Annotated in this window: 17 protein-coding genes; 10 read left to right on the top strand and 7 right to left on the bottom strand. The window is 68.3% G+C overall.

What is annotated here, in order from left to right:
- Positions 1–14: 14 nt before the first annotated feature.
- A complete protein-coding gene (locus tag IAG39_RS14465; protein WP_118933945.1) occupies positions 15–1,751 on the bottom strand; it encodes a SulP family inorganic anion transporter in 1,737 nt (578 codons plus the stop codon).
- A 158-nt stretch (positions 1,752–1,909) separates the two neighbouring features.
- On the opposite strand from IAG39_RS14465, the gene IAG39_RS14460 reads away from it, so the two are divergent.
- Together IAG39_RS14460 and IAG39_RS14455 are read left to right on the top strand one after the other, a co-directional pair.
- On the top strand, positions 1,910–2,338 hold the full coding sequence (locus tag IAG39_RS14460) for an SgcJ/EcaC family oxidoreductase (protein WP_118933946.1): 429 nt from the start codon (positions 1,910–1,912) through the stop codon (positions 2,336–2,338).
- 115 nt (positions 2,339–2,453) lie between these two features.
- Positions 2,454–2,807, top strand: a complete 354-nt coding sequence (locus IAG39_RS14455; RefSeq protein ID WP_059380126.1) for a YciI family protein — start codon at positions 2,454–2,456, stop codon at positions 2,805–2,807.
- A 49-nt stretch (positions 2,808–2,856) separates the two neighbouring features.
- Here IAG39_RS14455 and IAG39_RS14450 read toward each other — a convergent pair whose 3' ends face one another.
- The gene (locus IAG39_RS14450) at positions 2,857–3,009 is read right to left on the bottom strand and encodes a hypothetical protein (protein WP_165867926.1); all 153 of its coding nucleotides are present in this window, start codon (positions 3,007–3,009) and stop codon (positions 2,857–2,859) included.
- 202 nt (positions 3,010–3,211) lie between these two features.
- Between IAG39_RS14450 and IAG39_RS14445 the strand changes: the two genes are divergently transcribed.
- The 6 genes from IAG39_RS14445 to IAG39_RS14420 all read left to right on the top strand — a co-directional run bounded on the left by IAG39_RS14445 (position 3,212) and on the right by IAG39_RS14420 (position 7,861).
- The gene (locus tag IAG39_RS14445; RefSeq protein WP_059380127.1) at positions 3,212–3,622 is read left to right on the top strand and encodes a YciI family protein; all 411 of its coding nucleotides are present in this window, start codon (positions 3,212–3,214) and stop codon (positions 3,620–3,622) included.
- A gap of 37 nt (positions 3,623–3,659) precedes the next feature.
- Entirely contained in the window at positions 3,660–4,199 is a 540-nt protein-coding gene (locus IAG39_RS14440) for an SRPBCC family protein (protein ID WP_059380128.1), read from the top strand.
- A gap of 18 nt (positions 4,200–4,217) precedes the next feature.
- Positions 4,218–4,625, top strand: a complete 408-nt coding sequence (locus IAG39_RS14435) for a VOC family protein (RefSeq protein WP_059380129.1) — start codon at positions 4,218–4,220, stop codon at positions 4,623–4,625.
- Positions 4,622–5,899, top strand: coding sequence for an RNA polymerase sigma factor (locus IAG39_RS14430; RefSeq protein WP_059380130.1), 1,278 nt, complete (start codon positions 4,622–4,624; stop codon positions 5,897–5,899). Before IAG39_RS14435 ends, IAG39_RS14430 begins: the two co-directional genes overlap by 4 nt.
- A 50-nt stretch (positions 5,900–5,949) precedes the next feature.
- Positions 5,950–6,819: an AraC family transcriptional regulator gene (locus IAG39_RS14425; protein WP_223283468.1), complete on the top strand. Its 870-nt coding sequence runs from the start codon at positions 5,950–5,952 to the stop codon at positions 6,817–6,819.
- Between the two features lie 82 nt (positions 6,820–6,901).
- Positions 6,902–7,861, top strand: coding sequence for a DMT family transporter (locus IAG39_RS14420; protein WP_059380131.1), 960 nt, complete (start codon positions 6,902–6,904; stop codon positions 7,859–7,861).
- An 11-nt stretch (positions 7,862–7,872) separates the two neighbouring features.
- On the opposite strand, the gene IAG39_RS14415 is transcribed toward IAG39_RS14420, so the two are convergent.
- A complete protein-coding gene (locus IAG39_RS14415) occupies positions 7,873–8,547 on the bottom strand; it encodes an HAD family hydrolase (protein ID WP_118933947.1) in 675 nt (224 codons plus the stop codon).
- A gap of 70 nt (positions 8,548–8,617) precedes the next feature.
- Entirely contained in the window at positions 8,618–9,796 is a 1,179-nt protein-coding gene (locus tag IAG39_RS14410) for a CynX/NimT family MFS transporter (RefSeq protein ID WP_118933948.1), read from the bottom strand.
- A 107-nt stretch (positions 9,797–9,903) separates the two neighbouring features.
- Here IAG39_RS14410 and IAG39_RS14405 point away from each other — a divergent pair, with 107 nt between their 5' ends.
- Complete coding sequence (locus tag IAG39_RS14405) at positions 9,904–10,842, top strand: LysR family transcriptional regulator (RefSeq protein WP_118933949.1); 939 nt, start codon at positions 9,904–9,906, stop codon at positions 10,840–10,842.
- On the opposite strand, the gene IAG39_RS14400 is transcribed toward IAG39_RS14405, so the two are convergent.
- Positions 10,809–11,600: a DUF169 domain-containing protein gene (locus IAG39_RS14400; RefSeq protein ID WP_118933950.1), complete on the bottom strand. Its 792-nt coding sequence runs from the start codon at positions 11,598–11,600 to the stop codon at positions 10,809–10,811. The genes IAG39_RS14405 and IAG39_RS14400 overlap by 34 nt on opposite strands.
- Before the next feature lie 173 nt (positions 11,601–11,773).
- On the opposite strand from IAG39_RS14400, the gene IAG39_RS14395 reads away from it, so the two are divergent.
- Entirely contained in the window at positions 11,774–12,523 is a 750-nt protein-coding gene (locus IAG39_RS14395; RefSeq protein WP_054456432.1) for an SDR family oxidoreductase, read from the top strand.
- 48 nt (positions 12,524–12,571) lie between these two features.
- On the opposite strand, the gene IAG39_RS14390 is transcribed toward IAG39_RS14395, so the two are convergent.
- Both IAG39_RS14390 and IAG39_RS14385 read right to left on the bottom strand, forming a co-directional pair.
- Positions 12,572–13,351 carry a HEAT repeat domain-containing protein gene (locus IAG39_RS14390; RefSeq protein WP_059380136.1) on the bottom strand — a complete coding sequence of 260 codons (780 nt, stop codon included), beginning with the start codon at positions 13,349–13,351 and terminating at the stop codon, positions 12,572–12,574.
- Positions 13,348–13,878 (bottom strand): MarR family winged helix-turn-helix transcriptional regulator, encoded by a 531-nt coding sequence (locus tag IAG39_RS14385; RefSeq protein WP_223283469.1) that lies wholly within the window; start codon positions 13,876–13,878, stop codon positions 13,348–13,350. Before IAG39_RS14385 ends, IAG39_RS14390 begins: the two co-directional genes overlap by 4 nt.
- Between the last annotated feature and the right edge of the window lie 57 nt (positions 13,879–13,935).

Below are 13,935 nucleotides of genomic sequence, written 5' to 3'. Positions count from 1 at the left end.
AAGCGAGCCGGGCCTTAATCTCCGGGATGCCTGCCGCCCGCGCTTTCCAGGTAGCTGTCCACCGCGCTCCCCACCGTGGGATGGAAACGGTCGTCGCCGAACACCTCCGTCAGTTCGAAGCGCTTGAGCTTGTCGCGCACGGGATCCTTCATTTCCGCAAAATGCAGCGCCGCGCCCTGCTGGGCCAGGCTGCGGCTTAGTTCACGCAACATGTCCGCCGACGTGACGTCTACGCTGGTGACCGGCTCTGCAGCCACCACCACCCAGCGCACCGGCGTGGGCGAGGCCTCCACGGCTTCCATCAGGCGCTGCTGGAAGAGTTCGGCATTGGCGAAGAATAGCGGCGCATCCCAGCGGAACAGCACCAGGCCGTCGATCAGCGCGGCATTGGGATAGCGCTTCATGTCATGGTAGCCGCGCAGGTTGGGCACGCGGCCGAGCACCGCGAAATGCGGCCGCCAGCCGTCCCACAGGAATTCGATCACGGCGATGACCACGGCCAGGCAGATGCCCGGAATGGCGCCGAACACGGCCACGCCCGCAAAGCACGCCATCGACAGCCAGAATTCCCATTGCTGGATGCGGTAAATGCGGCGCAGGTCCTTGAATTCAAAGAGGCCGATGGCCGCCGCGATCACCACGGCCGCCAGCGCGCTGTTCGGCAGATAGCGCAGCAGATTGGGCGCCGCGACCAGCAGTACCGCGACTGCTATCGCCCCCACCACGCCTGTAAGCTGCGTGCGCGAACCCGCCGCCTCGGCCACCGGCGTGCGCGAAGCGCTGCTGCTGATCGGAAAGCCCTGGAAGAAGCCCGCCGCCAGGTTGGCCACGCCCAGGCCCACCATTTCCTGGTTCGGATCGACCCGGGTGTTGGTGCGCGCGGCATAGGTGCGCGACAGCACGCTGGTGTCCGCGAAGGCGATCAGCGCCACCGCGCAACCGCCCAGCGCGATCTTGACCAGGTCCGCATGGCTGAGCCAGGGCAAGACGAACTTGGGCAGACCTTGCGGGATTTCGCCCAGCACCTTCACGCCTTGCGAGTCCAGGTGGAACAGGCTGACGGCCAGCGTCGCCAGGATCACGGCGATCAGGATGCCCGGCACGCGATCGTAGCGCTTGAGCAGCAGGATCAGCGCCAGGGTCGCCGCTCCCACGGCGAAGGTAAACCAGTTGGCCTCGCCCATGAATACCGCCCGCCCCAGCCGCCACAATTCGGTCAAGGGGCCGGCATCGTCTATCGATACCGCGAACAGCTTGGGCAACTGGCTGACCAGCACCGTCAGCGCGATGCCGTTCATGTAGCCGTAGCGGATCGGCTTGGATAGCAGTTCGGTGATGAAGCCCAGCCGCAGCAGGCCCATCACGATGCAGAACACCCCGGCGACCAGGGCCATCAGGCTGGCCGCGGCCACCGCACGCATGGGGTCGCCTTCGGAAACGCTGAGCACCACCGCCAGGATGGGCGCGGCCAGGGCGGAGTCCGGACCCAGCACCAGGATACGGCTGGGGCCGAACAGTGCATAGGCCAATAGTGGAATGATGGTGGCATAAAGGCCGTAGACGCCTGGGACGCCGGACGCTTCGGCATAGGCGATGCCGACCGGCACCAGCATGGCCGTCAGCACCAGGCCGGCGGCCAGGTCCTTGGGCAGCCAGGCGGCCTGGTATGACCTGAGCACCGCCAGCCCGGGCAGCCAGCGCAGCCAGCCGGCGGCGGACACATCCTTGGAGGCGGGAGTATGGGATGCCATGGGACCTTCGCAATGTGAGCAGGCGCCGGCAGCGCGTATCAGGCTGCAAATCCGGTGGCGCCGATTCCATAGTCTGACGCATTATTCATGCTTGCGGCTATGCATGACGGCGCGAGGCACGGCGTCCTCTCTTTATACAGACACTGGCGACAACCCACATGACACAGATGCGGAATCCCGAGGACATTCCAGGCGCGTTCCAGGCGGCCTGGAACGACCACGACATGCAGGCGCTGGGCGCGCTGTTCCATGAGGACGCGACATTTGTGAACCGGTTCGGCCACTATGTGCGCGGCGTCGAGGAAATCGTCAAGATGCATGCCCCCATCCACTCCACCATCTATAGCGATTCCACGCTGGCGAACGAACTCGTCGACGTGACGCCGGTAGGCGGCGATGCGGCGATCGTGCACTTCTGGAGCCGCCTCTCGGCCGGCGCTGCCCATCCGGCGGGCGTGCATGCCGTCGACACGATGATTCTTGCCGTGCTGACGCGGCAGGCCGGCGCCTGGCGCATCCAGGCGCTGGAGAACGTCACGCTGGTGAATCCCCGCACGGGAGCGGCAGTGCTGCGGGACGATGGATAAGCCCCGTCTACCTCTGCTTACAAAGAACGCTGGGGCGTGTATTGCAAGATGGCACCGGCGCAACAAATAGCGGTAATCTGGCGAACCTTATCGGCAGTCCGTACTGGAAGATCCCATGTCCTATCTGCTTTTCATCGTCGAACCGGTGGGCCAGCGCGCCCAGCGCACGCCCGAAGAGGGCCGCGAAGCCTATGCGCAAATGCTGCGCTATGCGGAAGACCTGAGTTCGCGCGGCCTGTTGGCGCGCGCGGAATCCTTGAAGTCCGAGTCGGAAGCCGTGCGCCTGCGCATCCGCGACGGCGAACGTTCCCTGGTGGATGGCCCCTATGCCGAGGCCAAGGAAATGATAGGCGGCTTCTTCCTGCTGAACTGCGATAGCCGGGAAGAAGCGCTGGCGCTGGCGGCCGAGTGCCCGGCCGCGCAATGGGCCACGGTGGAGGTCCGCGAACTGGGCCCGTGCTTCATGTAGGCACAGGGCCCATGCTGGACCGGCGGCTGGCGCGCGCCAGCCGCACGATTCAACAGTTCCCTTTCTTGGCCTGGCCCGGCGGACAGAAACCGCCACGGCCGCCGCCGTCGTGGGGATCGACGATGACCGCGCCGCTCGGGGTATAGACGGCACAGCCCGTCAGCAAGGAAGCCAGCAAGGCAAGACTGCACAGGATCTTCATATCGGTGTTCAAAGTTGTGGACGCTGCGAGTGTATGGAGGCGCGCTGCAACCAGGGCTGTACCTTTGTAACCGTGTGCGGACCCATTTTCCTGGTACTTACCCTAGGTTCATCATTTTTCTGTCGATTTCGCGTCTTGCCGTTCGTCGTGCCAGTACAAGCCCCCCTTCGGGCCTTGTTTACCGAATCCAGGAGTCACAGGAATGCGATACATGATCATCGTCCGCGCCACGGCGGACAGTGAAGCCGGCGTGATGCCGCAGGAAAGCCTGCTGGGCGCCATGGCGTCCTATCACGAGGCGCTGGCCAAGGCTGGCGTGCTGTTGGACGCCAATGGCTTGCACCCCTCCTCCAAGGGCTGGCGAGTGCAGTACGACAAGGATCAGCGCACGGTGGTCGACGGCCCGTTCGCCGAGACCAAGGAGCTGATCGCCGGCTACACCATGATCCAGGTGCGCTCGCGCGAGGAAGCCATGCAATGGGCGCTGCGCTTTCCCCAGCCTTTCCCCGGCCAGTCCTGCGCCGTCGAAGTGCGCCAGGTCTTCGAGCTGGACGACTTCGGCCCCAGCGAGGGCGTCGAACGCTTCCGGCAGATACCCGGCAACGGCCAATGAGCACGCTCGCCGCCTTCACCATCAACGGACCTGATTCATGCTGAAAACCTTGTTGCTCATCGTCCTGGCCGCCATCGCGCTGGTGCTGGCCTACGCGGCCACGCGCCCGGACACCTTCCGCGTCGAACGCAGCGCGCGCATCCAGGCGCCGCCGGCGCGCGTGTTCCCGCTGATCAATGACCTGCACGCGTTCAACACCTGGAACCCCTACGAAAAGAAAGATCCGGCGATCAAGGGCACCTATGGCGCCGTGACGGCGGGCCCGGGCGCAACCTACGCCTGGGAAAGCAAGGAAGTGGGCGTGGGTGAAATGCAGATCGAAACGGCCGTGCCGGATTCGTCCGTGGCCTTGCGGCTGACCTTCGTGAAGCCCTTCTCCGCCGTCAACCAGGTCAACTTCACCCTGACGCCGGCCGGCGACGGCACACAAGTCACCTGGGCCATGGAAGGCCGGCTGAACTACGTCGCCAAACTGATGCATCTCTTTTTCAACATGGACAGCATGGTCGGGAAGGACTTCGAAGACGGGCTGGCCAACCTCAAGACCCTGGCAGAAAGGCGCCAGGACTCACACTAAAAAGGAAGCGGGAACATCATGCACAACCAGATCTTCGTCAATCTCCCCATCAACGACATGCAGAAATCGCAGGCTTTCTTCAAGAGCCTGGGCTTCAGCTTCAATCCGCAGTTCACCAACGACCAGGGCGCCTGCATGGTCGTGAGCGACAGCATCTACGTCATGCTGCTGGTGAAGGACTTTTTCCAGACCTTCACCGGCAAGCCGGTGGCCGACGCCACCAAGACCACCGAGGTGCTGATCGCGCTGTCCTGCGACAGCCGCGCCGAAGTTGACGAACAGGTGAAGCGCGCGCTCGCCGCCGGCGGCACCGCTCCGCGCCAGCCGCAGGATCACGGCTTCATGTACGCCCATGGTTTCGAGGACCTGGACGGCCATGTGTGGGAGCTGATTTACATGGTCCCCGGCGAAGTGCCCAACGCATGACGCGGGAGGCCGTGCATCGCGCCATCGAGGCGGTCTGGCGGATCGAGTCCGCCAGCGTCATCGCCGGCGTCGCGCGCCTGGTGCGCGACGTCGGACTGGCTGAAGAGCTGGCGCAGGATGCCTTGGTCGCCGCCCTGGAACGCTGGCCCGAAACCGGCGTGCCGGACAACCCGGGAGCGTGGCTGATGACTACCGCCAAGAATCGCGCGCGCGACCGCCTGCGGCTGGACGCGCTGCATACGCGCAAGCACGAGCAGATCGGGCACGAGCTGGAGGCCCTGCAGGCCGACGTCGAACCTGATTTCGTCGACGCGCTGGACGCCGCGCGCCAGGACGACATCGGCGACGACCTGCTGCGGCTGGTGTTCACGGCCTGCCATCCGCTGCTGTCCACCGAGGCGCGCGTGGCGCTCACCCTGCGCCTCTTGGGCGGGCTGACCACGGCCGAGATCGCGCGCGCCTTCCTGGCATCCGAATCCACCATCGCGCAGCGCATCGTGCGCGCCAAACGCAGCCTGTCCGCGGCCAACGTGCCGTTTGAAGTCCCGCGGGCCGAGGAGCGCGCGCCGCGCCTGGCGTCGGTGCTGGAAGTCATCTACCTGATATTCAACGAGGGCTATTCGGCCACTTCGGGCGATGACTGGATGCGCCCGGCGCTGTGCGACGAAGCGCTGCGCCTGGGCCGCATCCTGACCCAGCTGGCGCCGGGCGAAAGCGAAGTCCATGGACTGGCGGCGCTGATGGAATTGCAGGCCTCTCGCCTGCATGCCCGCACCGACGCGCAAGGCCGCCCCGTCCTGCTGATGGAGCAGGACCGCGGCCGCTGGGATCCCTTGCTGATCCGCCGCGGGCTGGCGGCGTTGGCGCTGTCGGACAGCCTGGGCGCGCCGCGCGGCCCTTACGCCTTGCAGGCCGAGCTGGCCGCCTGCCATGCCCGCGCGCGTACGCCCGAGGACACCGACTGGCCGCGCATCGTGGCCTTGTACGACGCGCTGGCGCAAGCCATGCCCTCGCCGGTGGTGGAGCTGAACCGCGCCGTGGCCGTGGGCATGGCCTTCGGCCCCCAGGCCGGGCTGGACCTGGCCGACCATTTGGCCGAGGAGCCCGCCCTGGCCAATTACCATTGGCTGCCCAGCGTGCGCGCGGACCTGCTGGCCAAGCTGGGGCGTCGCGCCGAAGCGCGCGCCGAGTTCGAACGCGCGGCCGGCATGACGCGCAATGCGCGCGAGCGGGAACTGCTGCTGGCGCGGGCGCGCGACATGTCCGACTCCTAGGCGCGCCGGTCCGGGCGCCGCGGACCCGGCCGGCATGCTTAAATCCCTCCATGCGCCCCGCCGATCATGTCCCGTCCGACCTGGCCGCGCCCGTCATGCCGGGCGTGCCGCAGGCGTTCGAGCATCCCGGCGACCGCGCCGAGTTCCGGCAGGCGGCGCACCTGCCCGGCGTGGAGCTGTACCGCGCGCACATCATCCGCTACGCCTTCGAACCTCACACCCATGAAGCCTACGGGCTGGGCGCGATCGAGTCCGGCGTCGAGCGCTTCCGTTACCGCGGCGCGGAGCATCTGGCGCCCTCGGGCTCGGTGGTGCTGATGAACCCCGATGAATTGCACACCGGCCGCGCCGAAACCGAGGGTGGCTGGCGCTACCACATGGTCTACCTGGACCCCGACGTGGTGGCCCGCGTCACCGGCGAAAGCGGCTGGTGGTTCGATACGGCCGTCGGCCATGACGCGGCCGGCGCGCAGCGCGTCACCGCGCTGCTGGACACCTTGTGGCAGGCGCGCGAACCGCTGGCTTTCGATAGCGCCTTGTACGCGCTGCTGGCTGAATTCCGCCGCCACGCGCGCGTGCCGCGGGCGGCCCGTGACGAAGGCGCGCCGCGCTTCGCGCCCGTCATCGACTACCTGCGCGCCAATCTGGCCCACCGCCTGACGCTGGATGAACTCGCGGCCGTGGCCGGGCTCAGCTCTTTTCATTTTCTGCGCAGCTTCCAGGCGCAGTACCACGCCACGCCGCAGCAGATGCTGATGGCGCTGCGGCTGTTCGAGGCCAAGCGCCGGCTGGCCGCCGGCGAATCGCCGGCCCAGGTGGCGCTGGCCTCGGGGCTGACCGATCAGGCCCACCTGACTCGCGCCTTCTCGCGCCGCTACGGCGTCACACCCGCCCGTTATCAGAAGCAAGTCCGCGCCTGAACTCCGCACCGCAATCTGGTACAAGACGCGCCGCCCGCCCGCTGGCTAGACTGCCGCCATTCGTGACCTGGAGCGACGTCGTATGTGGGCTGGAACCCTTTATGCCCTGGCCGCCGGCCTGATGTGGGGGCTGGTGTTCGTTGGCCCCCTGTTGCTGCCGGAATACCCTGCCGCGCTGCAATCCGTGGCGCGCTACCTGGCGTTCGGCCTGATCGCCCTGCCGCTGGCCTGGCTGGACCGCCGCGGCCTGCGCCAGTTGCAGCGCGCCGACTGGATCGAGGCGCTGAAGCTCGCCGCCATCGGCAACCTGCTCTACTACCTGTGCCTGGCCAGCGCCATCCAGCGCGCGGGCGGCCCGTTGCCCACCATGATCATCGGTACGCTGCCGGTGGTCATCGCCATCAGCGCCAACCTGCGCAACGCGCGCCGTGACGGCCGGCTGCCCTGGAAGCGGCTGGCGCCCGCGCTGGCCTTGATCGCGCTGGGCATTGCCTGCGTCAATCAGGTCGAATTGCAGGCCTTGCGCCAGGATGCCGACGCCGACATGTCGCGCTACGCCATCGGCGCGCTGCTGGCGCTGGGCGCGGTGGCCTGCTGGACCTGGTATCCGCTGCGCAACGCGGACTGGCTGCGCGCTCATCCCGACCGCAGCCCGCGCACCTGGGCCACCGCCCAGGGCGTGGCGACGTTGCCGCTGGCGCTGGCGGGCTATGCGGTCCTATGGGCAGGCATGGCGGTGTCCGGCAGCGCCTTTCCCATGCCAGCCGGCCCCAGGCCCGAGGTCTTCCTGGCCTTGATGGCCATCATCGGCCTGTTCGCGTCCTGGCTGGGCACCTTGTGCTGGAACGAAGCCAGCCAGCGCCTGCCCACCGCGCTGGCGGGGCAATTGATCGTGTTCGAAACGTTGGCGGCGCTGGCCTATGCCTACATCCTGCGCGGACAGATGCCCCAGCCGCTGACGCTGATCGGCATCGCCTGCCTGATGGTGGGCGTGCTGCGCGCCGTGCGGGTCAAGCCGGAGCCCGTGCCTGCGGCGGCATAGGCGCGCGCTCCCTAGTCCAACAGCAATTCCGGCAAGCGCCGCAGATCGTCGATGACGTCCGATGCGCCTTCGTCCAGCAAGCGCTGGCGCTGGTCCGGCCCGTTATGCGTAGCGCCCACGTAGCCGATGGCGCGCATGCGCGCGGCGCGGGCGGCGCGCACGCCGGGGACGCTGTCCTCCACCACCACGCAATCCAGGATTGCCGTGCGCATCTGCCGGGCGGCAAAGAGAAACACGTCCGGCGCCGGCTTGCCGTGCGCGACCTGCGCGGTGCTGAATATATTGGGCGTGAACTCGTCCCAAAGACCCACCAGCTTCAGGGCCGCCTCCAGTTTGGGCGGCGTGCTGCTGGAGGCCACGCAGACCTGCAGGCTGCGCTCGCGCAGCATGCGAACCGTCTGCAGCGCGCCGGGCAGCGCGCGCAATTCCTGGCGGAAGATGGCTTCCAGCCCGTCCGCGTATTCGCGCGCAAAGCCTTCGGGCAAGCTGCGGGCGTTTTCCTGTTGCAGGGTCCGCCACATGTCCGCGTCGGGAATGCCGGCGAAGCGGCGCGCGGCGTCCTCGGGCGTGATGGCGATGCCATGCTCGGCCAGCGCCCGCGATTGGGCGCGCGCCGCGATGATCTCGCTATCGATCAGGACGCCGTCGCAGTCGAAGATGACCAGGCTGGGGGCAGGCGTAGGCATGGTGGCTCCATTTCAGGACAAGTTCCCATGATATGCCTGGCTCGTGACACCACCGCGCGATCCGCGCCGCCTACATCCCCGGACCTTTGAGGCGCCGCAAGCGCCACGCCAGAAACACCCCACCCAATCCGGCGGCCGCGACGATAAGCGACGCCACCGACCAGCCGTAGCGGTCGATCGCGCCGCCCACCGCCACCGGGCCGATCACCTGCCCCAGGCCGCTGCCCTGCATCACCAGCCCCACCGAAGCCGGCGTCAGCGCCGGCCGCGGCGCCAGCAACGGCGCCGTGCCCAGCAGCGTGGCCGGTATCAGTCCGCCCACGGCCGAGAACAGCACGCACAGCAGGAAGGTGGGCATGGCCGGCAGCACCGAGCGGAAGATCAGCAGCGCCACCGCGCCCATGACCAGGCTGGCGCAGGCGATCAGGGTGGAACGCCGCCAACCGCGCGCCAGCAGCACGCCCGCGCCCAGGTTGCCGACCACGTTGGCGGCGCTGGCGATGGCGCTGTACAGGCCGGCGGTCGCCAGCGGCAGGCCCAGCTGTTCGGTCAGCAGCACGGGCAAGAACGTGAACAGCGCGAAGAACATCAGGCTGTAAAGCGTGAACGACAGCGCCAGCAGGCGCGGACCGGGCGCGCCCATGGTATCGGCCGTGTCCTGCCGCAATCCCCGCCACGACAGGCTGGCGCCGCCCGGCGTGGCCGGCGCCAGCGCCGCCACGCACACCATGGCCACCAGCACCGCCGCGCCCGCGCACCACCAATAGGCCTGCCAGCCGCTGAAGGCCTGCGAGGCCAGCATCGCAATCGCCATCCCGGCCGGCATGTAACAGCTCCACAGCGCGAAGGCGAAGTCGCGGGTGGCGGCCGACACCATGCGTTGCAGGGCCGCGGGTCCGGCCACGGTAATCATCAGAAAGCCCAGCCCCTCCACCACCCGCGAGACCAGCAGGACGCTGTAGGCGGTCGCCATGGCGCCCATCACGGAGCCTACCGCCGTCGCCGCCAGGCCCGCCAGCAGCATGCGCCGCGCGCCGTAGCGGTTGATGACCCCGCCCGCGGCAATGCCGCCGACCAGGCCCAGGATCGAGAACACCGCGGCCAGCGCCCCGATGGAGGCCAGGTCCAGCCCCATGTCCTTGCGCAGCAAGGGCGCGGCGATGATGACCTTGCCCACTTGCAGCGCCGCAACCACCCCAGCCCCCACGATGGCCAGCACCGCCGACCAGCGCGTTCCTTCCTTGCCCATCCTTGTCTCCCTTGTTCTACGACCCAGCCAGGATGCCAGCGCAAACCGATCCTGGTAAGTGATAATCTTTTGATGGAATTGATCGATTGGATAGATCAGCCGGCAGAATGATAGACGCCCTGACCCTGGACCAGTTGCGCGTATTCGCCGCCGTGGCCGACGCCGGCAGTTTCCGCGCGGCCGCGCGCCGCCTGGCGCGCGTGCAATCGGCCGTCAGCCACGCCATCGCCAACATGGAAGCGCAGCTGGGCGTGACCCTGTTCGACCGTAGCGGCCACCGGCCCGTGATGACGCCGCAAGGCGCAGCCCTGCTGGTCAACGCCCGCGACATCCTGCTGCGCGTGGACGCCATGCGCGCCCGCGCCCAGGGCCTGGGCGAAGGCGTGGAGCTGGAGCTGTCGCTGGCGGTGGACACGCTGTTTCCGATCGCTGACGTAGGCGCCGCCCTGAACGCCCTGCGCGCGGCCTACCCGTCCGTCGCCGTCCGCGTTTCCGTGCTGCCCCTGGGCGGCCCGGTGGAAGCCCTGCTGACGCGCAGCCATACGCTGGCCATCGTCGCGGGCGACCATTTCCGCCATCCGCGCGTCGTGATGCAGGCGCTGTCGTCCGTGCAGATGGTGGCGGTGGTCGGCGCCGGGCATGCGCTGGCGCAGCGCGTCGCCGCCGACATGCCGCTGGGCCCGGCCGAACTCGCCGACCATGTGCAGATCGTGCAGATGGACCCTTCCTCCCTGACCCAGGGCCGGGACTTCGCGGTGCTGTCGCCGCAGACTTGCCGCGTCAGCGGCCAGGACACCAAGCATGCGCTGATCCTGGCGGGCGTGGGCTGGGGCCGGCTGCCCCACTGGCAGGTGGAGCGCGACCTGGCCGAAGGCCGGTTGCTGCGCCTGCCGACCGACAGCCTGGGGCGCGGCAGCCAGGTGGTCAGCGAAACCTATCTGGCGCACCGCATCGACCAGCCGCTGGGACCGGCCGCCCGCGTGCTGGCGGGCGCCTTGCGCGCCGCCGTCCATCAGGGCTTGGAGAACGCGGGCACGCGCGCGTAGCTGACGCCCATGCCGGCGCGCACGTCGTTCTGGATGCCGTAGGGCGGAATCGGGTAGCGCAGGCCATTCGCCGACAACGCCTTCATGCCCTCGATGGCGATGGGCAGGTAGCGCGGCGGCAAGGCCATCAGCATTTCCTCGTCGGGCACGCCGCCGTAGCGACGCTCGGCGTAACAGGGCAAGGACAGGCTGGGCTCGCCGGTGGCGAGCGCGCGGCCCCAGGAGTCGGCACAGGCCGTTTCGCCCACCACGCTCCAGTCGAAGCGCCGGTAGTTCTTCCATTGCAGGCCATTGATGAGGATGATCATCTGGCCCGGCGTGGCGTAGATCAGGCAGATGTCCGGCGGGTCCAGCCGACCCGCCGCCAGCGGCGACGCCACCAGCCCGCGGTACTTGCCCGCCGGCACACAGGACAGCGCCTCCTGGCGCGCCTGGGCGTCTTCCTGCGTGGCGTGCCAGACGCCCACGTAATCTTCGCCGCGCTTCCAGGCCTCGTCCTGCGGCCCCAGGCCGACCACGGCGCGGCATTGCGCGCCGACCAGGTCGTCGCCCGTGATCCCCACCGTCCAGCCCAGCCTGGCGGCCATGCCCACGATCTGGTCGGTGGTGTGCGTGGCTTGCGGGCGCCGCAGGCCCTTGACCGCGGCCATCTCGTCTTCACGCTCGTAGAGCTTCATGCCGATGACCGTGGTCTTCAGGCGCAGCAATTTGTTCAGGTCATCGACCAGCGATGCCCAGTTCAGTGTCGTCTCTTCCATGCCCGTCCCTTGGACTGTTGTGCGCGGACTTTGCCGCATTGCCGCAGATTGATCGCGGTCAGCGATGACTATAACGAATCGCCCGCCGGGCCCCTGATTGATCTATCGTGGATGGCGGCAAACCCGCCCGCCGCAAACGCGCAGGACACACCCCGGCTTCCAAGGAGCCCGACATGAACCGTTTCGAACAGAAGACCGTCCTGATCACCGGCGGCACCAGCGGCATCGGCCTGGCCGCCGCCCAGGCCTTCGCCGCCGAAGGCGCCCGTGTTGTCGTCACCGGCCGCGACGCCGCGGTGCTCAAGCAGGTGCGCGCCAGCCTGGGCTCGCACGCGCTGGCGCTGCGCAACGACGCCGGCGCCCCCGGCGCGCCCGCTGCGCTGGCGGCTGAACTGCGCCAGGCCGGCATCCGCCTGGACGCCGTCTTCATCAACGCCGGCGTGGCCCGCTTCGCGCCGCTGGCCGAAGCCACCGAAGCGCTCTGGGACCAGACCTTCTCGACCAACGTCAAGGGCGCCTTCTTCCAGTTGCAGGCGCTGGATCCGCTGCTCAACCCGGGCGCGTCCATCGTGCTCAACGGCTCGATCAACGCCCGCATCGGCATGCCCGCCTCGTCGATCTATGCCGCCAGCAAGGCCGCGCTGATTTCGCTGGCCAAGACCTTGTCGGCCGAGCTGCTGCCGCGCGGCATACGCGTTAACGTCATCAGCCCCGGGCCGGTCGCCACGCCGATCTACGACAAGCTGGGTCTGGATGCGGCGGCGCTGGAGAAGACCGCCGCCAGCATCCGCGCCCAGGTGCCGCTGGGACGCTTCGGCACGCCGCAGGAAATCGCCTCCACGGTGCTGCACCTGGCCTCGCCCGAGTCCGCCTTCATCGTGGGCACGGAGATCATCGCGGACGGGGGCATGAGCCAGCTGTAGTCGCTGGCCGGCCGGGCTTGGCGCAAGCGCACCTGCCGATACCCGCGGCTAGGCGCCGATGGAACGCAGCGCGCGCTTGCAAATCCGCTGCGTCGCCTCGGCCGGCCTGCCCTTGGACCAGCGCGCGCAGACCTCCCGCACCCAGTCCGGCTGGTCCTTGCTGGCGTCGTTCAGCCAGTTCGCCACCGAGTCCTGCACATAGACGGCCGGATCGGCCCGCAGCGGCTCCAGCAGCGGCAACGCGCGGCCGGGATCGGCCTTCAAGGCCGCGATATGCGCGCACCAGACCCCACGCGGCCGCAGCGATTCACTGGCGAACCGGCGCACGCGTTCGGACGCATCCGCGGTCCAGGGCCGCAGCAGTTCCACTGCAGCGGCCAGTTCCGCCGCCAGTTGCGGACGCAGCGCCAACCAGGCCCATTCCCTTACGCCGAAATGCGCGTCATCGGCCAGCGGCCGGATCAGCGCCAGCCGCTGCTCCAGGCTCAGGTCCGGCATTGCGCCGACCATGAAGCAGGCCCATCCCCGGATGGTATCCGAGCGGTGATCGCGCAGTTGCTCGAAAGCGTCCGCACCCAGGCCGTCCAGCAGCGTCCGCGCCGCCACGGCCATGCGCTTGGAGATTCCCGTCGCAGCCTGCGCGCGCAGAACGGCGATGGCTTCGGCGCCGACCTGCGGCGCGGCTGCCTGCATCAATTCGGCAAAGTCCACCGCCAGGCATTCGGTCAGGTTGCGCGCCGGCTCGCCCGCGTTCAACTGCGCCAGGCGTTCGGCGCTGATGTCCTTCACGCCCCGGCCCGTCGGCGCAGCAGCTGCTTTCTTGGTCATTGCGTGGTCTCCTTTCGCGCGGCCCGGCCCGCGTCGGTTCCCTGCCAGATCTTGCCCAGCAGCGCGCGCAAGCTGGCCCGGTCCGCCGGGCCCAAGCCCGCGAACAAGGCGCCTATCCAGTCCGTATGCGTCTTGAACAGCTGCGCGGCCTCGGCCCGCCCCTTGGCGCTCAGCTTCACCACGATCTTGCGCCGGTCGTCCTTGCCCGCGCGGCGCGAGACGAAACCATCGCGCTCCAGGCCGTCCAGCAGGCCGGTGACCGTGGCCCGCGTGACACCCGCGCCATCGGCCAGCTCGTGCGGCGACATGCCGTCGGCCTGCTCGTGCAGCAGGAACAGCAGCACGAACTTCCCTTCCGACAACTGGCGCGGCGCCAGCCGGGCAGCGCAATCGCGGTCGATGGCGTTGGCCAGCGACAGCAGCTGAAAGCAAAGGGCTATGCCGTCGGCCGACGCCAGGCCGCGCCTGGCGGCGACGTCAAGCAGCGCGCGGTGCTTGGGTTCAAGCATGTGTTGCGGGTCTTGCATGAGTAATCCAGCCCTGGTGATTCTCGATGCCATTATAGTAAGGCACCTAACTATATC

The sequence above is a fragment of the Achromobacter xylosoxidans genome, from assembly GCF_014490035.1.
Taxonomy (GTDB): Bacteria; Pseudomonadota; Gammaproteobacteria; order Burkholderiales; family Burkholderiaceae_B; genus Achromobacter; species Achromobacter bronchisepticus_A.
This window is presented reverse-complemented; position numbering and strand designations above follow the sequence as displayed.